Annotated in this window: 15 protein-coding genes and 1 pseudogene; 11 read left to right on the forward strand and 5 right to left on the reverse strand. The window is 70.2% G+C overall.

The window, feature by feature from the left end; genetic code table 11:
* Positions 1–24: 24 nt before the first annotated feature.
* Entirely contained in the window at positions 25–708 is a 684-nt protein-coding gene (locus ACZ7M2_RS46665; RefSeq protein ID WP_471600448.1) for a glycerophosphodiester phosphodiesterase, read from the reverse strand.
* 20 nt (positions 709–728) lie between these two features.
* Positions 729–1,858: pseudogene (locus ACZ7M2_RS46670) on the reverse strand (adenosine deaminase).
* Between the two features lie 87 nt (positions 1,859–1,945).
* Between ACZ7M2_RS46670 and ACZ7M2_RS46675 the strand changes: the two are divergent.
* Positions 1,946–2,833 carry a DUF4190 domain-containing protein gene (locus ACZ7M2_RS46675; protein WP_471600449.1) on the forward strand — a complete coding sequence of 296 codons (888 nt, stop codon included), beginning with the start codon at positions 1,946–1,948 and terminating at the stop codon, positions 2,831–2,833.
* A 151-nt stretch (positions 2,834–2,984) separates the two neighbouring features.
* Here the strand turns inward: ACZ7M2_RS46675 and ACZ7M2_RS46680 are convergent, their stop codons facing one another.
* Positions 2,985–3,575, reverse strand: a complete 591-nt coding sequence (locus ACZ7M2_RS46680; RefSeq protein WP_471600450.1) for an NADAR family protein — start codon at positions 3,573–3,575, stop codon at positions 2,985–2,987.
* A 178-nt stretch (positions 3,576–3,753) separates the two neighbouring features.
* Between ACZ7M2_RS46680 and ACZ7M2_RS46685 the strand changes: the two genes are divergently transcribed.
* From ACZ7M2_RS46685 to ACZ7M2_RS46720, 8 genes are all read left to right on the forward strand, one after another.
* Positions 3,754–5,277: a gamma-aminobutyraldehyde dehydrogenase gene (locus ACZ7M2_RS46685; RefSeq protein ID WP_471600451.1), complete on the forward strand. Its 1,524-nt coding sequence runs from the start codon at positions 3,754–3,756 to the stop codon at positions 5,275–5,277.
* Positions 5,278–5,377: 100 nt separating this feature from the next.
* Complete coding sequence (locus ACZ7M2_RS46690; protein ID WP_471600452.1) at positions 5,378–6,625, forward strand: polyamine ABC transporter substrate-binding protein; 1,248 nt, start codon at positions 5,378–5,380, stop codon at positions 6,623–6,625.
* A gap of 164 nt (positions 6,626–6,789) precedes the next feature.
* Positions 6,790–7,941, forward strand: a complete 1,152-nt coding sequence (locus tag ACZ7M2_RS46695; RefSeq protein WP_471600453.1) for an ABC transporter ATP-binding protein — start codon at positions 6,790–6,792, stop codon at positions 7,939–7,941.
* Positions 7,941–8,864 carry an ABC transporter permease gene (locus ACZ7M2_RS46700; protein ID WP_352047851.1) on the forward strand — a complete coding sequence of 308 codons (924 nt, stop codon included), beginning with the start codon at positions 7,941–7,943 and terminating at the stop codon, positions 8,862–8,864. The genes ACZ7M2_RS46695 and ACZ7M2_RS46700 overlap by 1 nt, the downstream gene beginning before the upstream one ends.
* Complete coding sequence (locus ACZ7M2_RS46705) at positions 8,865–9,665, forward strand: ABC transporter permease (protein ID WP_217572762.1); 801 nt, start codon at positions 8,865–8,867, stop codon at positions 9,663–9,665.
* A 73-nt stretch (positions 9,666–9,738) separates the two neighbouring features.
* Positions 9,739–11,157, forward strand: coding sequence for an NAD(P)/FAD-dependent oxidoreductase (locus tag ACZ7M2_RS46710; RefSeq protein ID WP_471600454.1), 1,419 nt, complete (start codon positions 9,739–9,741; stop codon positions 11,155–11,157).
* Positions 11,158–11,332: 175 nt separating this feature from the next.
* Positions 11,333–11,785, forward strand: coding sequence for a bifunctional DNA primase/polymerase (locus tag ACZ7M2_RS46715; RefSeq protein WP_471600455.1), 453 nt, complete (start codon positions 11,333–11,335; stop codon positions 11,783–11,785).
* Positions 11,786–12,218: 433 nt separating this feature from the next.
* A complete protein-coding gene (locus ACZ7M2_RS46720) occupies positions 12,219–13,787 on the forward strand; it encodes a recombinase family protein (RefSeq protein WP_471600456.1) in 1,569 nt (522 codons plus the stop codon).
* 13 nt (positions 13,788–13,800) lie between these two features.
* On the opposite strand, the gene ACZ7M2_RS46725 is transcribed toward ACZ7M2_RS46720, so the two are convergent.
* Together ACZ7M2_RS46725 and gabT are read right to left on the reverse strand one after the other, a co-directional pair.
* Positions 13,801–14,643, reverse strand: coding sequence for a phosphatase PAP2 family protein (locus ACZ7M2_RS46725; protein ID WP_471600457.1), 843 nt, complete (start codon positions 14,641–14,643; stop codon positions 13,801–13,803).
* 170 nt (positions 14,644–14,813) lie between these two features.
* A complete protein-coding gene (gene gabT, locus ACZ7M2_RS46730) occupies positions 14,814–16,148 on the reverse strand; it encodes a 4-aminobutyrate--2-oxoglutarate transaminase (protein WP_471600458.1) in 1,335 nt (444 codons plus the stop codon).
* A gap of 343 nt (positions 16,149–16,491) precedes the next feature.
* Between gabT and ACZ7M2_RS46735 the strand changes: the two genes are divergently transcribed.
* A complete protein-coding gene (locus ACZ7M2_RS46735; protein ID WP_471600459.1) occupies positions 16,492–18,945 on the forward strand; it encodes an ATP/GTP-binding protein in 2,454 nt (817 codons plus the stop codon).
* A 129-nt stretch (positions 18,946–19,074) separates the two neighbouring features.
* A complete protein-coding gene (locus tag ACZ7M2_RS46740) occupies positions 19,075–20,736 on the forward strand; it encodes a PucR family transcriptional regulator (protein ID WP_095852321.1) in 1,662 nt (553 codons plus the stop codon).
* Positions 20,737–20,768: the final 32 nt, after the last annotated feature.

Genomic DNA, 20,768 nt, shown 5'->3' on the forward strand with positions numbered 1-20,768 from the left:
TCAGGCCTTGCGCAGTGCGCACGCTCAGGCCTTGCGCAGCGCGCACAGCGCGTCGATGCGGTTCGTGGTGATCGAATCCACCCCCATGTCCAGCAGCCGGCGCATGGAACGGCGAGTGTCGGGAGTCCAGACGGAGAGCAGATGGCCGCCGCGGTGGACGCGGGCCGTGAGGGCACGGTCGACCAGACTGAAGCGGTAGTTGAGCCAGCGCGGCCGTACGGCGTCGAGGACTGCCGGGCGCGGCGGTGCGAGGCTCGTCCAGGTCAGCGCGATCTCGGCGGCGGGGTCGGCGGCGCGCACCGCCAGCATGGCCGGGGCGCCCGCGCAGTAGTACACCCGGTCCTGGGCCCCGCACTCACGGATGACCTCGACGATCCGGCGTACGGCCGCGCCGTCGGGCTCTCCCGGCAGATCGACCATGATCCGGCTGTCCTTGGTCGCATCGAGGGCCTCCGTGAGCGTCGGCACCCCGCCGCCCGTGAGCCCGCGGACCTCGTCCGAGGAGAGCGACCTGAGCGGCCGCTCCAGCTCCCACAGCCGTTTCAGTGTCTCGTCGTGCAGCAGTACGGGCACCTTGTCGCGGGTGAGCCGTACGTCGATCTCGACCGCGTCCGCGCCCAGTTGGAGCGCGGAACGCAGCGAGTCGATGGTGTTCTCGCGGACGCGATAGGGGTCGCCGCGGTGGGCCACGGCAGTCACGGTGCGCATGGGCCCATTGTGCTGGTCGCTCAGGGCGTGAGCCACGCCGAGGCGTAGGTGTCGATCTCCTCGGCGAGGCGTGTCTTGCCGGCCGGGTCGAGGAAGGACGCCTCCACCGCGTTCTTGGCGAGCGCGGCGAGGCCGAGTTCGTCGAGGTCGAGGAGACGGGCGGCGACCGCGTACTCGTTGTTGAGGTCGGTGCCGAACATCGGTGGGTCGTCGGAGTTGATCGTGACGAGGACCCCGGCCCGGGTGAACTCCCTTATGGGGTGCTCGTCGAGGGTGCGGACCGCCCGGGTGGCGATGTTGGAGGTCGGGCAGACCTCCAGCGCGATACGGTTCTCGGCGAGGTGGGCGAGCAGCTTCGGGTCCTGCGCGGAGCTGGTGCCGTGCCCGATGCGTTCGGCGCGCAGCTCGTTCAGCGCGTCCCAGACGGTTTCCGGCCCGGTCGTCTCACCCGCGTGCGGCACCGAGCGCAGTCCGGCCGCGATCGCCTGGTCGAAGTACGGCTTGAACTGCGGCCGCGGTACGCCGATTTCGGGCCCGCCGAGTCCGAAGGACACCAGACCTTCCGGCCGCAGCCGGTCGTCGGTCGCGAGCCGCAGGGTCTCCTCGGCCGCCTCGAGCCCCGCCTCGCCGGGAATGTCGAAGCACCAGCGCAGGACGACGCCGAACTCGGCCTCCGCCGCCTTGCGGGCGTCCTCGATGGCGTTCATGAAGGCGCGCTCGTCGATGCCGCGGCGGGTGGAGGACCACGGGGTGATGGTCAGCTCGGCGTAGCGGACCTGCTGCCGGGCCATGTCCCGGGCGACCTCGTACGTCAGCAGCCGTACGTCCTCGGGGGTGCGGATCAGGTCGACGACGGACAGGTAGACCTGGATGAAGTGGGCGAAATCGGTGAACGTGAAGTAGTCCGCGAGGGCCTCGGCGTCCGTCGGCACCTGGGAGTCGGGGTGGCGGGCGGCGAGGGTGGAGACGATGCGGGGGGAGGCGGATCCGACGTGGTGCACGTGCAGTTCGGCCTTGGGCAGTCCGGCGATGAAGGCGTGCAGGTCGCGGACGCCCTCGCGGGTGCTGAGCTGGTCGGTCAAGGATTCCTCCCCGGAACGGCGCCACCGGACCGTGGTCGGGCGACGCGGGTGATCGGCTGATCGGTGATTCGAGGATCATCGTAGGCCGCCCCTCACGGGGTGAAGCCCCGGGCCGTAGCATGACGGCAGGTACGACAGAGGAGGGGACCTCACGCATGTCCGACGACGCGCAGGCGCCGCAGGTGCCGCAGAACGCCGCCGCGGCCCCGTGGGCGTCCCCGGACCAGTCGGCTCCGCCGCCGACGCAGATCGACGTGCCGTCGGCCGTCGGTCCCGAGGACGCGATACCCGGCGGGAACCCCCAGCCGGGTTCCCCGCCCGGCGGCTCCCTGGACAAGGGCGCCAGCGCACCGCGACCCGAGCCGGACCCCTGGGCCCCGCCCGCGGACGAGGCACCCTCCCGCGCGCCCGGTGCCCCCACACCCCCCTCGGTGCACAACCAGCCGACGGTTGTCGCCCTCCCCGGAACGGGCACCCCCGGCCATCCCCAGCCCCACCCCCAGTCCCCGCCCCAGTCCTGGGACAACCCCTTCGCGACTCCCGCCGCCGCGCCCTCGCCCCACCCCCGGCCTGCCCCCGGAGAGCCGGTTCCCCCGCCGCCCATCGCTCCCGAGGGCCCCGGGCAGGTCCCGTACGGCTACGGATACGGCTACCCGGCCTACCCCACGCCGGGACCCGGCTACCCGGGTGCCTCCGGCTACGGCTGGCCGATGATGCCCCCGGCGCCGAGCAACGGCATGGGCACCGCCGGGCTGGTGCTCGGCATCATCTCGGCCGTCGTGTTCTGTCTGTGGCCGATCGCGATCATCCTGGGGATCCTCGCGGTGATCTTCGGCGTGCTGGGGCGACGCAGGGCGCGCCGCGGCGAGGCGAACAACCCTGGTCAGGCGCTGGCCGGGATCATCTGCGGAGCGGTCGGCATCGCGCTCGGCATCGCGATGATCGTGGTCTTCTTCGTCCTCCCGGACGACAGCGGCGACAGCGACCCGTTCAGCGGAGACGACGGCTACTCCACTTCACTCGTCGTGCCGCACCTCGGCTAAGCGCTCCGCTGGAAGTGCGGGGAAGTGCCGTCGATCGTCCGCGGCTCCATCGTGGCCGGTCGCGCAGTTCCCCGCGCCCCTTCAGGGCGCCGCCGGACCGCAGCGGACTTCGCCCGACCCGCTTGGAGCGCCAACCGCTCCCGCGCCTGAACTAGTTGTCCCGCAGGAGTCGCTCCCGGGCCTCCATCAAGGCGAATCCCAGCAGGTTCGGCCCCCGCCACCGATCGGGATCCGCCGCCCGCTCGTCGTCCGCCGCGAGGCCTATGCCCCAGACCCGGTCCATGGGGCTGGCCTCGACCAGCACCCGCGTGCCCGTGCCCAGCAGGAACGCGCGCAGCTCGGGGTGGGCGGCGAACTTGTGCACGCTGCCCTCGACGACGATCCCGAAGCGCTCGCGCTGCCAGGTCGCTTCGTCGAAGCCGCGCACGAGCCGCCCCACCTTCTTGGCGAGCGCGGGACTGGACGCCTCGATGGCGCGCCGCTGCGCCTCCGCGTCGCCGAAGAGCCGTGCCTTGCCCGCCATCATCCAGTGCTCGGCGGTCGCGTAGGAGACACCGTCCACCACGAACGGTGACGGCCACCACTGGCTCAGACAGCTCGCACTCACCTGACCGTCCGGTCGCGGGCGGTGCCCCCAGAAGTGCAGGTACTTGACCCTTGCCCCCGAGCGGACCGCGCTGACCAGCGCTTCCCGAGAATCGATCTTCGCCATGCACGCCACGGTGGCACGCACCACTGACATTCCGTCCCGCCTTTTCCATGGGGACTCGACACCTGGTCGACAGATTCCGTCGCGTAACCAAAAGGCAACAACGGAATCACTTGTTGGAGTCCCTTTGCTCTGTCAGGATCGGCACTCAAATCGAGCTGGAGCTACGCCCACCCCCGCGGCAGCGGGGAGAACGGCGGAGGAGAGCGACATGCACAATCCGGGCCATCGCTTCCAGGCGCAGGACCATTTCGCGGACGGCGCGCAGTACATCGCGGGCCGGCTGACCAAGGGCACCTCGGGCCGTATGCACGCGGTCGTCGACCCCGCCACCGGCGACGAGGTCTACACGTACGAGCTGGCGAGCACCGTCGACGTGGACGCGGCCGTCGCCGCCGCCCTCGAGGCGTTCCCCGGCTGGGCGGGCGCCACCCCCGGCGAGCGCTCGGACGCCCTGCACCGCTTCGCCGCCGTACTCGCCGACCGCGCCGAGGAGTTCGCCCGGGCGGAGTCGCTCCAGTGCGGAAAGCCCCTCAAGCTGACCCGCGAGTTCGACGTGCCCGGCACCATCGACAACATCGCCTTCTTCGCGGGCGCGGCCCGGCATCTGCAAGGGCAGTCCGCGGGCGAGTACTCCGGCGACCACACCTCGTACGTACGTCGCGAGCCCATCGGTGTCGTCGGCTCCATCGCACCCTGGAACTACCCCCTCCAGATGGCCGCATGGAAGATCCTCCCGGCGATCGCCGCGGGCAACACGATCGTGCTGAAGCCCGCCGAACTGACCCCGCTGACCTCGCTCCTCTTCGCCGAGGCCGCCACCGCGGCGGGCATCCCGGACGGCGTGATCAACATCGTGACCGGGGCCGGCCGGGACGCCGGCGAGCACCTCGTCGGCCACCCCGACGTGGCGATGACCTCCTTCACGGGGTCCACCGCGGTCGGCAAGCGCGTCGCCGAGATCGCCACCTCGACCGTCAAGCGACTCCATCTGGAACTGGGCGGCAAGGCCCCCTTCGTGGTCTTCGACGACGCGGACCTGGACGCCGCCGCGAACGGCGCGGTCGCGGGCTCGCTCATCAACAGCGGGCAGGACTGCACCGCCGCCACGCGCGCGTACGTGCAAAGGCCCCTCTACGAAGAGTTCGTGTCCAGGACGGCCGCCCTGATGGCGAGCGTCCGCCTCGGCGACCCGTTCGCGTCCGGCACCGACCTCGGTCCGCTGATCTCGCACGCCCAGCGCGACCGCGTGGCCGGATTCGTCGACCGGGCCCGCGGCTACGCGCGCGTGGTGACCGGCGGAGAGATCCCCGAAGAGCTCAAGGACGGCGCCTTCTACCGGCCCACGCTCGTCGCCGACGCTCCTCAGGACAGCGAGATCGTGCAGTCCGAGATCTTCGGACCCGTCCTGGTGGTGCTCCCCTTCGACAGCGACGACGAGGGAATCCGGCTCGCCAACGACACTCCGTACGGTCTCGCCGCCTCCGCGTGGAGCCGGGACGTGTACCGGGCCAACCGTGCGACCCGCGAGATCAAGGCGGGCTGCGTATGGGTCAACGACCACATTCCGATCATCAGCGAGATGCCGCACGGCGGCTACAAGGCGTCCGGCTTCGGCAAGGACATGTCGGCGTACTCCTTCGAGGAGTACACCCAGATCAAGCACGTCATGTTCGACAACACCGCGGTCGCCAGGAAGGACTGGCACCGCACGATCTTCGGGGACCGGCCCTAGTCGATCCGGAGTCGGCCGCGCGTCGGCTTCCGACTATCGCCGAGTGGCAGACCAGGCCGCGAGACCACGGCCGCGACCCTTCCGAAAGGGCATCACGAGCATGGAGCAGTACGAGCCCGACCGCCTCTCCCCGGCCCAAGTGGCCGCCATGCGGCGCAGTTTCAGGAACGGCAGGGCCGCGCTCAGCCGCCGCTCGCTGCTGCGCGCCTCCACGGGCGGCGCGCTCGCCGTCGGCGGGCTCGGCGCCCTGAGCGCCTGCGGGATCCCGGCCGCGGGCAAGACCCAGGGCGGCGTGTCCGCCGAGGACCACTCGGCCAAGGAGAAGACGATCGACTTCTCCAACTGGACCGAGTACATGGACGTCGACGACAGCGGGAAGCACCACCCGACGCTCGACGCGTTCACCAAGCGCACCGGCATCTCGGTCAAGTACACCGAGGACATCAACGACAACGTCGAGTTCTTCGGCAAGATCAAGCCGCAGCTCGCCGCGGGCCAGGACACCGGGCGTGACCTGATCGTGGTCACCGACTGGCTGGCCGCGCGGCTGATCCGCTTCGGCTGGGTGCAGAAGCTGAACGCCTCCAACCTGCCGCACGCGTACGCCAACCTGTCGGCCCAGTTCCGGAGTCCCGACTGGGACCCGGGACGCGCCTACTCCTACCCCTGGCAGGGCATCTCGACCGTCATCGCCTTCAACAAGAAGGCGTTGAACGGCATCGAGGTGAAGTCGGTCTCCGACCTGCTCGACAACCCCAAGCTCAAGGGGCGCGTCGGCTTCCTCTCGGAGATGCGTGACAGCATGGGCATGACGCTGCTCGACATGGGCAAGGACCCGGAGAAGTTCACCGACGACGACTTCGACGCGGCGATCGCCCGTCTCCAGAAGGCCGTCGACAAGGGCCAGATACGCCGCTTCACCGGCAACGACTACACGTCCGACCTCACCAAGGGCGACCTCGCGGCCTGTGTCGCCTGGGCGGGCGACATCGTCCAGCTCAAGGCGGACAGCCCGGACGTGGACTTCGTCATCCCGGACAGTGGCTATCTGACGTCCACGGACAACATGCTGGTCCCCAACAAGGCCCGTCACAAGACGAACGCCGAACGGCTCATGGACTACTACTACGAGCCCGGTCCGGCCGCACAGCTCGCCGCGTACATCAACTACGTCTGTCCCGTCGACGGGGTCAAGGACGAGCTTGCGAAGATCGACAAGTCGGCGGCGGACAACCCGCTGATCATCCCCGACAAGGCCATGGCCGCGAAGTCCCACGCCTTCCGCTCCCTGACGCAGAAGGAAGAGACGGCCTACGAAGAGAAGTTCGCCAAGCTCACCGGGGCGTGACGCCTCCGGCGGCTGAGCGGTGGTGGTGGTCCGGCCGGGCCGCCCGGGCGGTTGCCCGGGTTCCGAGGAGACCTGCGCCGGCTCCGCCGCGCGGCCCCCGACCGGCGCAGCGACCGCAGTCCGCCCCGGACACCCCTACGACCCCGACATCCAGGGACCACACCATGACGACAGACAACGGCGGCGACGTCCGCCTCTCCGGGATCAGCAAGACGTACGGCTCCTTCACGGCCGTCCAACCGCTCGACCTGACCGTCCCCGAAGGCTCCTTCTTCGCCCTTCTCGGGGCGTCGGGCTGCGGCAAGACCACCACCCTGCGGATGATCGCGGGTCTGGAGGAACCTTCCTCCGGCACCGTCTTCCTCGGCGACCAGGAAGTGACCCACCTGCCCCCGTACAAGCGGCCGGTGAACACCGTCTTCCAGTCCTATGCGCTCTTCCCGCACCTCGACATCTTCGAGAACGTCGCCTTCGGTCTGCGCAGGCGCGGCATCAAGTCGGTGAAGAAGCAGGTCGAGGACATGCTGGAACTCGTCCAACTCGGCGAGCAGGCCCGCAAGAAGCCGCACCAGCTCTCCGGCGGCCAGCAGCAGCGCGTCGCCGTGGCCCGTGCCCTGATCAACCACCCCAAGGTGCTGCTCCTCGACGAACCGCTCGGCGCTCTCGACCTCAAGCTGCGCCGTCAGATGCAGCTGGAGCTCAAGCGCATCCAGACCGAGGTCGGCATCACCTTCGTGCACGTCACGCACGACCAGGAGGAGGCCATGACGATGGCCGACACGGTCGCCGTGATGAACGCGGGCCGCGTCGAGCAACTCGGCGCCCCCGCCGACCTCTACGAGAACCCGCAGACCACGTTCGTCGCCAACTTCCTCGGCACCTCGAACCTCATCGAGGCCGCCGTCGACGGCAAGGACGGCGACGACATCGTCCTGGCGGCGGGCGGCGGCAAGCTGGTGCTGCCGCAGGCGCGATGTTCGGCGCCCACGACGACCGGCGGCAAGGTCCTGGTCGGTGTCCGCCCCGAGAAGATAGCGCTCACGCACGTCGACGACGCGGGCGAGATACCGGCCGGCCGCAACCGGATCACCGGCAGGATCGCCGACTCCAGCTTCATCGGCGTCTCCACTCAGTACGTCATCGACAGCGCCGTCTGCCCCGAGTTCGAGGTCTACTCCCAGAACATCGACCGCGACGCCCGGCTCACCCCCGGCGCCGAGGTGGTCCTGCACTGGAGCCCGGCGCACACCTTCGGCCTCGACGCCGCCCAGGACATCGACGCGGGTGTGGAAACGGTCGAGGAGGAGGCCGCCTGATGGCCAGCGTCACCGAGGCGCCACTCCTCGCGCCGCAGCCCGACAAGAAGCCGCCCAAGAAGCGCGGCCGTCTCGTCCCGTACTGGCTGCTCCTGCCCGGCATCCTCTGGCTGCTGATCTTCTTCGCGCTGCCGATGGTCTACCAGGCCTCCACGTCCGTGCAGACGGGCTCCCTGGAGCAGGGCTTCAAGGTCACCTGGCACTTCCAGACGTACTGGAACGCGCTGGCCGACTACTGGCCCCAGTTCCTGCGCTCGGTGCTGTACGCGGGCGCCGCGACGATTCTGTGCCTGGTGCTCGGCTACCCGCTGGCGTATCTGATCGCCTTCCGTGCGGGTCGCTGGCGCAATGTCGTGCTGATCCTGGTCATCGCGCCGTTCTTCACCAGCTTCCTGATCCGTACGCTCGCCTGGAAGACGATCCTCGCGGACGGCGGCCCGGTCGTCGGCACCCTCAACACCCTGCACGTCCTGGACGTCACCAACTGGCTCGGCTTCACCTCGGGCGACCGCGTCCTGGCCACACCACTCGCGGTCGTCTGCGGCCTCACGTACAACTTCCTGCCCTTCATGATCCTGCCGCTCTACACCTCGCTGGAGCGCATCGACGGACGCCTCCACGAGGCGGCGGGCGACCTGTACGCGAAGCCGTTCACGACCTTCCGCAAGGTCACCTTCCCGCTGTCGATGCCCGGCGTGGTCTCCGGCACGCTGCTGACCTTCATCCCGGCCAGCGGTGACTACGTGAACGCCGACCTGCTCGGCTCCACGGACACCCGGATGGTCGGCAACGTCATCCAGACGCAGTTCCTGCGGATCCTCGACTATCCGACGGCCGCCGCGCTCTCCTTCATCCTCATGGCCGCGATCCTCATCATGGTCACCCTCTACATCCGCAAGTCCGGGACGGAGGATCTGGTCTAAATGGCCTTCGTACGCTGGTTCAAGCGGAATCTCGTCGTCATCGGCGGACTGCTGACGCTGGGATATCTGCTGCTGCCCAATGTCATCGTCACGGTGTTCTCCTTCAACAAACCGAAGGGGCGCTTCAACTACGAGTGGCAGCAGTTCTCCCTGGACGCCTGGCGCGATCCGTGCGGGGTCGCCGACATGTGCGGCTCCCTCTCGATCAGTCTCCAGATCGCCGTCTGGGCGACCATCGGGGCCACGATCCTCGGCACGATGATCGCCTTCGCCCTTGTCCGCTACCGCTTCCGGGCGCGCGGCGCGGTGAACTCGCTGATCTTCCTGCCGATGGCGATGCCCGAGGTCGTCATGGCCGCCTCGCTGCTCACCCTGTTCCTCAACCTGGGCGCTCAGCTGGGTTTCTGGACGATCCTGATCGCCCACATCATGTTCTGCCTCAGCTTCGTCGTGACGGCCGTCAAGGCGCGCGTGATGTCGATGGACCCGCGCCTGGAGCAGGCGGCACAGGACCTCTACGCCGGCCCGGTGCAGACGTTCCTGCGCGTCACCCTGCCCATCGCGGCCCCCGGCATCGCGGCGGGCGCGCTGCTCGCCTTCGCGCTCTCCTTCGACGACTTCATCATCACCAACTTCAACGCGGGTTCGACCGTCACCTTCCCCATGTTCGTGTGGGGTTCGGCGCAGCGCGGAACACCCGTTCAGATCAACGTCATCGGTACGGCCATGTTCATCGTCGCCGTACTGTTCGTCCTGGCCGGAATGGTCATCAGCAACCGCCGCAACAAGCAAAAGGCATAGCGAAAAGCCATCGCGGAAGGCATAACCCACAGGGAAATTTCGGTGGGTAATTCAGCTGTAGGGAGTTGAAATCATGGCCCCAAGCGCCATGACCCGTTGGACCACGTCTCTTTCCGAAGCCCAGCCGGTTCCGTACTGGCTGGACGACCCCGGCAAGCCCCACCCCGAGCCCGCCCTCACCGGCGCCGAGACCTGCGACCTGCTCGTCGTCGGCGGTGGCTACAGCGGACTGTGGACCGCGCTGAACGCCAAGGAGCGCGACCCGCAGCGTGAGGTGGTGCTCCTGGAGGGCCGCGAGGTGGGCTGGGCCGCCTCGGGCCGCAACGGGGGCTTCTGCGCCGCGTCCCTGACCCACGGCCTGGCCAACGGACTCACCCGCTGGCCGGACGAGATCAGGAAGCTGGAGGAGCTGGGCGCCCGCAACCTCGACGAGATCGAGGCGGCCGTCGCCCGCTACTCCCTCGACTGCGACTTCGAGCGCTCCGGCGAGATCGACGTCGCCACCGAGCCGCACCAGGCGGCCGAACTCCGCGAGTGGCACGAGGAACTGCGGGAGCGGGGCCTGGCGGACGGCATCGAGTTCCTGGACGCCGACGCGGTCCGCGAACAGGTCGACTCGCCGACCTTCCTCGCTGGCCTGCACGACCGCCGCGGCGTCGCCATGCTCCACCCCGCCAAGCTCGCCTGGGGTCTCAAGCGGGCCTGCCTGCGGCTCGGGGTGCGGGTCTACGAACACACGCCCGCGCTCGCCCTGAAGGCGTACGGCGCCGGCATGGCCGTACGCACCCCGTACGGTTCCGTCCGTGCCCGCAAGGTGGCGCTCGCCACCAACATCTTCCCGAACCTGGTCAAGCGGGTGCGCGCGTACACCGTGCCGGTCTACGACTACGCGCTGATGACCGAACCCCTGACCGCAGACCAACTGGCGTCCGTCGGCTGGAAGAACCGCCAGGGCCTCGGGGACTCGGCGAACCAGTTCCACTACTTCCGGCTCTCCGCCGACAACCGCGTCCTGTGGGGCGGCTACGACGCGATCTACCCGTACGGCGGCCGGGTGCGCGCCGAGTACGACGACCGCCCGGAGACGTACGCGAAGCTCGCCGGGCACTTCTTCACCTGCTTCCCGCAACTGGAGGGCGTCCGCTTCACCCACGCCTGGGGCGGCGCGATCGACACCTGCTCGCGCTTCTCGGCCTTCTTCGGCACGGCGCACCACGGAAAGGTCGCGTACGCGGCCGGCTATACGGGCCTGGGCGTGGGCGCGACCCGGTTCGGCGCGGACGTGATGCTCGACCTGCTGGCGGGGGAGCGCACCGAGCGCACGGAGCTGGAGATGGTCCGCAAGAAGCCCCTGCCGTTCCCGCCCGAGCCCTTCGCCTGGACCGGCATCGCGCTCACCAAGTGGTCGCTGGCGCGGGCGGACGCGCACGGCGGGCGGCGCAATCTCTGGCTGAAGACGATGGACAAGCTGGGACTGGGCTTCGACAGCTGAGCCGCGCCGGCGGGGCGTGCGCCGCCGTGGCTGATCCACAGGCGTACGCCCAGCTCATCCGTTGTGATCCGGCTCACCACCGACAAGTGGCGGAACCCGCGTAATGCCCGGCCCGAACCTCCCTCCCTTCTGTGGCGCGACGAGCGTCGACACGAGGAGAGAGGGAGGTTCCGCCATGACAGGGGCCAAGGCGGCGGTCGAGTGGCTGGCATCCGTGGCGCCGGATCCCGAGGCCTGCCGCTGGGAATGGGAGCGCAATCCGCTGGGGGTCGCGCTGCTGCCGGCCGGCAGGCTCTGGGACGTACTGATCCTGCCGGGCGAGCTCGGCTATCCCGCGCTCGACGTGCTGACCCGGGTGATCGACCAACTCGGCCCGGTGCTCGTCGACTTCGGCGACGCCCGGATGGGCTTCTTCGTGCCGCCCGGCACCGCGGCGCGCTGGCTCGGCACCGGGGTGCGCACGGCGGGGCGCGGTACCTGGATCGTGGTGCCGTACCCGGGACGGACCACCGGCGGGGTCCGCTGGCTGATCCCGCCGGACGGCTCCGGCACGCTCACCGATCCCGCGCTGCTGGAACTGGCCATGCACGAGGCGGCGGCGGGCATCGCGGGAAACGAGGGTCGATAGCCGCCACGGGGACGGACCCCGGTAACGGTCAAAGGTCTTGACAACAAGATTGGCCTGGACCAAGTTGGGCGCGCTCCACCCTCCTGAATCCCCCCATGCCCGGAGGCAGTTGTGGATCGCGCCGAACGCACCAGACCGTCCACGCGTCACAGGCTGCTCGCCGTGTGCACGGCCACCGTTCTGGCCGTACCCGGCCTCGCCGCACTCTCGTCGGCCGCCCGTGGGGCCGACGCGGACCTGGTCAAAAATGGCGGGTTCGAGTCGGCCCTTGCTCGTTTCACTCTCGCTGGGCATGGGTGAAACGGACTTCAAAAGCCTAACGGCGCCGGTGATTGTGAACCTCGACTCGGCTGAAGAATCTTGAAGCTGAAGTACGGATCTGAGTCCGTCATGGCAAAGGCTCATATCCAACGCCTTTAATGACTGCTCTCGTATGATGACGCCGACACGCCGCGTAGTGATCTATTGTCGTATCTCGGATGACAGAGAGGGCCGCAGATGGGGCGTTGACCGGCAAGAGCGGGCATGCCGCGAGCGCGCCGAGGCGAACGGCTGGGACGTTGTGGAAGTCCTCGTGGAGAACGACAGCTCCGCGCACTCCGGAAAGGTCCGCCCCAAGTATCAGCGGCTCCTGATGATGCTTCGCACGGGCGAGGCGGACGCCGTCCTGGCGCTGTCCGGCAAGCGGCTGCAACGCGACTGGCGCGATGCGTTCGCGTTCCTCGACTTGGCCCAAGAACGGAACATCGCCGTCGACACCATCAAGGCTGGTCGGTACAACCTCAACACCGCGGAGGGCAGGGCGCAGGCACGCCGTGCAGCCATCGACGCCCAAGAGGAAAGTGAGGAGATCGCCGAGCGCGTCCGTGACGCCAAGCAGGGCAACCTGCGCGAGGGCACCTACCGAGGTGGACCGCGGCCCTTCGGGTATGAGCCGGACGGCATGACCGTGCGCACCCTCGAATGCCCTGCCTGCCCCGGCGCTGAAGGCTTCGCGATCAACCGCGCGTGCGTAGCGTGTGGCACCGACGCCGTCAACGTGAAGGACTCGGAAGCCTGGTACGTCGAGCAGGCCATCAACACCGTCATTGTGGGTGGTTCCTTGCGGGGTATCTGCCGTGACTGGGTGGAGAAGGGTGTACTCACACCCGCGCGCCGCACCCGGCGGGACGACGGCGCCTTTGGCGAGCCTGCCGGTAGGCCATGGGCCTCGGGTGCGCTCCGCAAGCTGCTGCTGCGCCCGAGGAACGCCGGACTCGTTGACCATCAGGGCGAGATCGTTGGCAAGGCGGCGTGGCCCCCGATTGTCGGCGAGTCCAAGTGGCGTGACTGCAAAGAGATCTTGGAGAACCCGAGCCGGAAGCCAAAGCTGAGGACGGGGCGACGGTGGCTTGGCACGGGGCTCTTTCGGTGCGGGGTGTGTGAGGGGAGGAGCACGCTGTACGTGACACTGTCCGGCGGCGGCTCGAAGGGACCTCAGCCCACATACCGGTGCGATGCTTGCCAGAAGATCGGACGCAACGCAGAGGCCCTTGAGGAGTTCGTGGAGGGCGTGGCGGTCGGACTGCTGTCCCGCGAGGACGCCGCAGAGCTGTTCCTGCCGCATCAGGACAGCCCCCAGGACCGGGATGACTTGCTGGGGCTGGCGGACGCTTTGCGGGTCAAGCTGGACAACTACGTCATCGACTACGACAACGACCTGATCACCCGGAAGCAGATGCTGGACGGCACCGCTCGTACGCGGGCGCGCCTCGCAGATGTTGAGCTGCGCATGACGGTCGGTGCGGGGGGATCGGTGCTCGCCACGCTGCCGCTAGGGTCCCCAGAGATGAAGGTCTCGTGGGAGGGCTTTGACCTCGACAAGAAGCGCGCTGTCATCAACGTCATCATGACGGTGACGGTGCACCCGGCGAAGCGGGGCAGGCCCAAGGGATACGTACCTGGCAGCCGCGTCGGGTACTTCGACCCGTCGACCGTGGACGCGCTGCCGAAGGTTCCTTGATGGTGTGCTCCGGTTAACCCGTGCTGCTGCGGCTCAGGAACGTCGCGAGCCCTAGCAGCAGTACGGTGCACAGACACCAACTGGCCGCCACGTCCAGCGGCCAGTGATAGCCCCGCCGGATCAGGCCGAAGGCGACACCCAGGTTCAGGGCGAGACAGCCGGCGAGCAGGGCGCGGCGAGCCCCGGCGCCCCGCAGCCACGGAATCAGCACCAGGGCCGCACCGCCGTACGCGATGACGGCGGTGGCGGTGTGACCCGAGGGATAGAAGCCCGTGCCCGGGCCCATGACCGGTGGGCCCGGCCGGGCGACCAGTTCTTTCACAGGCACGATCAATGCCGGTACGACCGCCATCAAGGCCGCCGTCACGAGGGACGGCAGCCACCAGCGCTCCCGCCCGGCCGCGCGGGCCCGCCACGCCACGTACCCGAGCACGACGGCCAGGACCGGCACCGCGACGGCCACATTGCCCAGGTCGGCGAGGATTTCGGAGGCCCGGTCGGGATGGACGAGAATGCGGCTGAGGCGTTCGTCCGCGCGGGCGAGGGGGCCGTGGGCCGCGACCTGCCAGGTGATCAGCGCGAAGAGGAGGGCCGGAAGGCCGAGGAAGCCGAGAAGTCCGGAACGCCCGAGGAGGAAGGTCGGCCGCCCCGGAACAGGGGGGGTAGTTCCGAGGCGGCCGTCCAGATCGGGTCGTCGCGCGCCCCGGGGGGTTTGGGGCGAGCGACTGTCCGATCGGTGAGGAGATCCGGAGCCGGAAGCTCCGGGTGTGTGCGCGAGGGCACGACCAGGGCGAAGCTGGGGAGGCCTCGACCCGGTGTCACCCACAGTCCCCTGTGGGCGGGGTGTATCTCTCATCTGGGTAGAACCTACGGCAGGGGATCCGGCTCCGACAGACGGAATCGCGTCCCGTCATGCACCTCGCACACGTTCTTCACACGCTCTGACCCCGGTCGCCGCAGCCCCGGAACCAAGCGGAATCCGCTGGGGGCGGCCGTCCTGGGTCCGGGGCTGGGGCGGGTGGGGCGTCAGATACGGGCGAAGGCCTGCTCGATGATGTCGAGGCCCTCGTTCAGCAGGTCCTCGCCGATGACCAACGGCGGCAGGAAGCGGAGGACGTTGCCGTAAGTGCCACAGGTCAGGACCAGCAGGCCCTCCTGGTGGCAGGCCTTGGCCAGCGCGGAGGTCGCCTCGGGGTTCGGCTCCTTGGTGGCGCGGTCCTTGACCAGCTCGATGGCGATCATGCCGCCACGGCCGCGGACGTCACCGATGACGTCGAACTTCTCGGCCATCGCGCCGAGCCGGGCCTTCATGACGGCCTCGATGTTCTTCGCCTTGGCGTTGAGGTCGAGCTCCTTCATCGTCTCGATCGCACCGAGCGCGCCCGCGCAGGCCACCGGGTTGCCGCCGTAGGTGCCGCCCAGGCCGCCCGCGTGCGCGGCGTCCATGATCTCGGCGCGGCCGGTCACGGCGGCGAGCGGCAGACCGCCCGCGATGCCCTTGGCGGTGGTGATCAGGTCCGGGACGATGCCCTCGTCCTCGCACGCGAACCACTGGCCGGTGCGGCAGAAGCCGGACTGGATCTCGTCCGCGACGAAGACGATGCCGTTGTCCTTGGCGAACTTGCTGATGGCGGGAAGGAAGCCCTTCGCGGGCTCGATGAAGCCGCCCTCGCCGAGCACCGGCTCGATGATGATCGCGGCGACGTTGTCGGCGCCGATCTGCTTGTTGATCATGTCGATCGCCTGGGCGGACGCCTCGGCGCCGGCGTTCTCCGGACCGGTCAGCCAGCGGTAGCCGTACGCCACCGGCACCCGGTAGACCTCGGGCGCGAACGGGCCGAAGCCGTGCTTGTACGGCATGTTCTTGGCGGTCAGCGCCATCGTGAGGTTCGTACGGCCGTGGTAGCCGTGGTCGAAGACGACGACGGCCTGGCGCTTGGTGTACGCACGGGCGATCTTGACGGCGTTCTCGACGGCTTCGGCGCCCGAGTTGAACAGGGCCGACTTCTTGGCGTGGTCACCGGGGGTCAACTCGGCCAGCGCCTCGGCGACGGCGACGTAGCCCTCGTACGGCGTGACCATGAAACAGGTGTGGGTGAAGTCCTGGAGCTGCGCGGAGGCGCGGCGCACGACGGCCTCGGCGCTCGCGCCGACGGAGGTCACGGCGATGCCGGAGCCGAAGTCGATCAGACGGTTGCCGTCGACGTCCTCGATGATGCCGCCGCCGGCGCGCGTGGTGAAGACGGGGAGCACCGAACCCACACCGGCCGCGACCGCGGCGGTGCGTCGGGCCTGCAGTTCCTGCGACTTCGGGCCGGGGATGGCGGTGACGACGCGGCGCTCCTGCGGAAGTGCGGTCATGAGGGGCTCCCTGATGATCTTGCGAACCGGACGGTCCCCGCGGCGGACGGGGTGTGCCGGGCGGGGTGTTTTCGGACTCTTGACTTCTTTCTTCGCAGGCTAGGGCCGGGAACGGAGGGTCGGCATGCTCCATGTGGGCGTTGTCGGAGGAATCCGTTGTCCGCGGTGGACATAGAGGGGTGGGGGACCGATGCTCCCGGTCCCTCCCCGGTTTGTCGCCGGTCCGTCGCCGCTCCGCCCGGGCAAGGCGCGGCCCCGGCCTCGTAAACGGTGAACTACCCCCGCAGGGGCACTAGATTGACTCGCGGACGAAGCACGGAGCGGCTGGTCAGGGGGCAGGGCGATGGACAGCGACGGGACGCAGGACGCGCGGGGCGGGCCTACCGGTGCCGTGCCGGGACCCGCCGTGCCGCCGCCACCCGGTAGGGCACCCGCGTTTCCGCCACCCGGAGTACCCCCGGTACCGAGGGGGACACCGCCACGACCCGCGGGTCTGCCCTCCGTGCCGGAGCAGTCCCCGGCCCCCCGGCCCACCGTCGCCGACTGGCTCGACAAGCCGCGACCCGCCGCCGGACCCGGGATCTGGCGGTACGGATACCGTGTGCGTCGCCCCTCGAAGGGGCGGGAGCGGCTCTCGCCGGTCACGATCGTCGGGCTCGCCGTCCCGCTCGTGGTGGCACTCGTCGTCTGGTCGCTGTGGCGCCACGGCAGCGTCCCCTACATGTGGGTCGTGCTGAAGGTGTTCACACCGGACGGCTGGTGGTGGAGCGGCACCACCTCGCCCAAGGTGTGGCAGGGGGCCGAGGCCGTCGAGGTCTACAACGGGGTCTTCTTCGGCGTGCTGGTGTACACCATGGGCCGGCTGGGGAGCTGGCCCGAGGTCGTCGGCCACTACGTCACCGCCCGGCCCCAGCCCCTGCGCGCCGCCCTCGCCGCGCTCGGCGCACTGATCGCCCTGACGTTCGTCTTCCCGAACGCCTTCCCCGGGGTCGGCTGGGACGCCCTGCCGGTCGTCGCCCCGCTGTTCTCCCTCGTCGCCCTGGTCTCCGGCGGCTACGACGTGTTCCAGTCGCAGCTGATCACCGACGGGCTCTACACGCTGATCACCCTGCTCGTCGTGTGGCCGTTCGCACGGATCGGCGCCTGGCGCAGATACGCCAGGGAGTGGCTCGCCGCCCGGGCCGCGCGCAACGAGGCACAGGAGGCCGGCACCGCGAAGTTCGCGCCGGACCTGCCCGCCGCCCAGTGGCCCGAACTCCGTGACGCCGGACAGCACGAGGCGGCGGACCTGCTCACCGCCGAAGTGCTCGGCGGCCGGATGAACGACGTGGACTGCGCCCGGGTGCGGCGCGCGTGGACCACGGCGAAGTGGGACGCCACGCGCCTGGCCGCCTTCGTCGACACCGTGCTGCGACGGGGCGGGGCGGCCTGGACGCATCCCTCCGGGGCCCGGGACCTGCCCGCGCGCACCGCGGCGCACGACGTGCTCGTGGGACAGGTGCGCATCGGGCGGTGGACGACCGGGGACCGTACCCCGGAGGCCTACGACGGCGGGGGCGCGGCCCTCGATCCCCAGGCCCTGGGCACCTCCCTGCTCGCCGTCGGGCCGTCCGGCTCCGGGAAGACCCGGCACCTGGTCGGACCCGTCGTCGAGTCGCTCGCCCTGCAGGCGCTCACCGGGCGGTGCGCCGTCGTCGCGGTCGCCGCCGCCGGGACGCCGCTCGGCCCGGACTCGGCCTTCGACGTCGTGGTGAAGATCGGCGACCCCGCCTCCGTCCACGACCTCGATCTGTACGCGGACTCCGACGACCCCGACGAAGCGGCCTCCTTCCTCGCCGAAGGGCTGGCCGGGGACCTCGACGCGGTGGCCGGCCAGCGGGCCACCACCGCGCTCGCCCAACTCCTCGGCCCCTACCGGGCGGTGCACGGCACGTTCCCGCCCATGCCCGTCCTGCGGGAACTCCTGGAGGGCGTACCGGAGGCCCTGACCGCCCTGCACGAAGCCCTCTCCGGGCCGCAGCACGCCGGGATGCGCCGCGAACTGGAAGCCCGTATGCGGCAGGTCGGCAGCCCGGCCGACGCGGGTCCGGCGCTCGCCGACCGGCTGGCGCTCCTGGACCGGCCGGCCTTCGCCGACTTCTTCGGCGCGGGCGGCGCCACCCGCGCCTTCTCGCTGCGCGCCGTGGCCCACCACCCGCTGCGGGTACGGATCGACCTGCCCGAGCACGGACACGAGGAGGCCGCCCGGCTGCTCGCCCGGCTCGTCCTGGCCCAGTTCACCGCCGTCGTACGCGGCGGCGAGCGCCCGCACTTCGTCTGCCTGGTCCTCGACGACGCCACCGGAACGCTGACCCCCGACTCCGTACGCCGCATCCAGCGCCTGCGCTCCCAGAACGCGGGGGTGGTGCTCGCCCTGCGCACGATCGGCGACATCCCCGAGGCGCTGCACGGGCCGCTGTACGGGGCCGTGGGTTGCCGGATGGCGTTCTCCGGCGTCACGACCTGGGACGGCAGCCGCTTCGCCCACGCCTGGGGCACGGAGTGGGTCGAGACCCGTGACGTGGCCAAGCACACCGTCTTCGCGGACCAGCCGATGACCCGGGCCATCCACGCCCTGCGCAAGCTGGTCACCGGAAAGGCCGTCACCACGGACGCGGTGACCATAAGGAAGGTCGAGCGGGAGCGCTGGTCGGCGTCCGAGCTGGCGCACGAGGTCCCCCCGGGACACGCGGTGCTGTCGCTCACCACGGTGGGCGGAGAACACGCGCCGCCGTTGCTGGTGGATCTACGGAGCTAGCGCGTCTGGACGCAAGGTCACCGGCTGACCGTACGGTGAGGCAGAATCGACATAGGTCGTTCATACGTTGCGGCCAAAAGATCACACTGCCCGTGACCGTCGAAGATTCTGTGAAGACCTGAAGGTCCCATGCGCCCCACGCTCGCCTCGATCGTCCACCACTCCGCGCTCAAACTGACCGTGCGGGCGGGCGAGGACCGTCTGGACGTACCCGTCCGCTGGGCCCACGTCAGCGAGCTCGCCGACCCCGTGCCGTACATGGAGGGCGGGGAACTGCTGCTGATCACCGCGCTCCAGCTGGACGCGGAGGATCCGGACGTCATGCGGCGCTATGTGAAGCGGCTGGTGGGAGCCGGCGTCGTCGGGCTCGGCTTCGCCGTCGGGGTCAACTACGACGAGATCCCGAAGGCCCTGGTCGACGCGGCGGAGGAAGAGGGCCTGCCGCTCCTGGAGGTCCCCCGCCGCACCCCCTTCCTGGCCATCAGCAAGGCGGTGTCGGCCGCGATCGCCGCGGACCAGTACCGGGCCGTGACGGCGGGCTTCGCCGCGCAGCGCGAACTGACGAAGCAGGCCCTGAACGACGGTCCCGAGGGGCTGCTGTCGGCGCTCGCGGGACAGGTGGACGGCTGGGCCGCCCTGTACGACGCGTCCGGCGCCGTCGTCGCCACCGCGCCCGAGTGGGCCGGGCGGCGAGCCGCACGCATCACCCCCGACGTGGAGCGGCTGCGTGAGCGCCCCGCGCCCGCCAGCTCCGTCGTCGGCGGCGAGGACCGCGTGGAACTCCACTCCCTCGGCACCGGCCGCCGTCCCCGCGCCGCGCTCGCCGTCGGAACGGCCGCCGCCCTCGGCACCGCCGAGCGCTACGCCGTGCACTCCGCGATCGCACTGCTGACCCTGACCACCGAACGCTCACGGTCGTTGCACGCCGCCGAGCAGCGCATCGGGGCGGCGGTGCTGCGCATGCTGCTCGCCGGGCAGCCCGAGCACGCGCGCACCGTGGCCGGAGACCTCTACGGGGAACTGCTCGACGCGCCCTTCCGGCTGATCCTCGCCGAGTCGGCGTCCGCTTCGGCGGCGCGGGCGCACGCGGACGGGCACGCGCGCGTGGCCGCCGCGAAGCCGTCCAAGGCGCCCGTCGTGGTGCCGGACCCGACGAACGGCGACCCGCTCGGCGGGCTCGCCGAGATCGTCGAGTCCGCCGCCGCCCGCTCCGGTGAGTCCGTGCTCGTCGTGCCCGACGGGGAGCGGCTGGTCGTGCTCGCCGTGGACGGAGGCGCGGCGGTGACGGCGTGCGGGGAGTACGCGGCCGCGCTGGACGCCGCGCGGATCGCCACCAGGGAGCAGCCCGTCGGCGACGAGGACGAACTGGTCGTCGGACTGTCGGCCCCCGCCGGGCCGATCGCCGCGGCCGCCGCGTACAAGCAGGCCGAGCAGGCGCTGTCCGTGGCCCGGCGGCGGGGGCGGTCGCTGGTCGAGCACGAGGAGCTGGCCGCGGGGTCCGTGCTGCCGTTGCTCGCCGATGACGCGGTGCGGGCGTTCGCGGACGGTTTGCTCCGCCCGCTGAACGAGCACGACGCCACCGGGCGGGGGGATCTGGTCGCCTCGCTGCGGGCGTGGCTGTCCCGGCACGGTCAGTGGGACGCCGCCGCCGCCGACCTGGGTGTGCACCGGCACACCCTGCGTTATCGGATGCGACGCGTCGAGGAGATCCTCGGACGCTCCCTCGACGACCCCGACGTCCGCATGGAACTTTGGCTGGCACTGAAGGCGACGGCGGCGGCGGGGGAGTAGGAACCCCGGGCGGGTTCCCCGCCCCGGGCCGG

It is taken from the genome of Streptomyces sp. NPDC111507 (assembly GCF_055638955.1).

What these genes read in the sequence shown, in the direction of transcription:
- ACZ7M2_RS46665 (WP_471600448.1), bottom strand. Translation starts at nt 708, where the DNA reads ATGCGCACCGTGACTGCCGTGGCCCACCGCGGCGACCCCTATCGCGTC.
- ACZ7M2_RS46675 (WP_471600449.1), top strand. Translation starts at nt 1,946, where the DNA reads ATGTCCGACGACGCGCAGGCGCCGCAGGTGCCGCAGAACGCCGCCGCG.
- ACZ7M2_RS46680 (WP_471600450.1), bottom strand. Translation starts at nt 3,575, where the DNA reads ATGTCAGTGGTGCGTGCCACCGTGGCGTGCATGGCGAAGATCGATTCT.
- ACZ7M2_RS46685 (WP_471600451.1), top strand. Translation starts at nt 3,754, where the DNA reads ATGCACAATCCGGGCCATCGCTTCCAGGCGCAGGACCATTTCGCGGAC.
- ACZ7M2_RS46690 (WP_471600452.1), top strand. Translation starts at nt 5,378, where the DNA reads ATGGAGCAGTACGAGCCCGACCGCCTCTCCCCGGCCCAAGTGGCCGCC.
- ACZ7M2_RS46695 (WP_471600453.1), top strand. Translation starts at nt 6,790, where the DNA reads ATGACGACAGACAACGGCGGCGACGTCCGCCTCTCCGGGATCAGCAAG.
- ACZ7M2_RS46700 (WP_352047851.1), top strand. Translation starts at nt 7,941, where the DNA reads ATGGCCAGCGTCACCGAGGCGCCACTCCTCGCGCCGCAGCCCGACAAG.
- ACZ7M2_RS46705 (WP_217572762.1), top strand. Translation starts at nt 8,865, where the DNA reads ATGGCCTTCGTACGCTGGTTCAAGCGGAATCTCGTCGTCATCGGCGGA.
- ACZ7M2_RS46710 (WP_471600454.1), top strand. Translation starts at nt 9,739, where the DNA reads ATGGCCCCAAGCGCCATGACCCGTTGGACCACGTCTCTTTCCGAAGCC.
- ACZ7M2_RS46715 (WP_471600455.1), top strand. Translation starts at nt 11,333, where the DNA reads ATGACAGGGGCCAAGGCGGCGGTCGAGTGGCTGGCATCCGTGGCGCCG.
- ACZ7M2_RS46720 (WP_471600456.1), top strand. Translation starts at nt 12,219, where the DNA reads ATGATGACGCCGACACGCCGCGTAGTGATCTATTGTCGTATCTCGGAT.
- ACZ7M2_RS46725 (WP_471600457.1), bottom strand. Translation starts at nt 14,643, where the DNA reads ATGAGAGATACACCCCGCCCACAGGGGACTGTGGGTGACACCGGGTCG.
- gabT (WP_471600458.1), bottom strand. Translation starts at nt 16,148, where the DNA reads ATGACCGCACTTCCGCAGGAGCGCCGCGTCGTCACCGCCATCCCCGGC.
- ACZ7M2_RS46735 (WP_471600459.1), top strand. Translation starts at nt 16,492, where the DNA reads ATGGACAGCGACGGGACGCAGGACGCGCGGGGCGGGCCTACCGGTGCC.
- ACZ7M2_RS46740 (WP_095852321.1), top strand. Translation starts at nt 19,075, where the DNA reads ATGCGCCCCACGCTCGCCTCGATCGTCCACCACTCCGCGCTCAAACTG.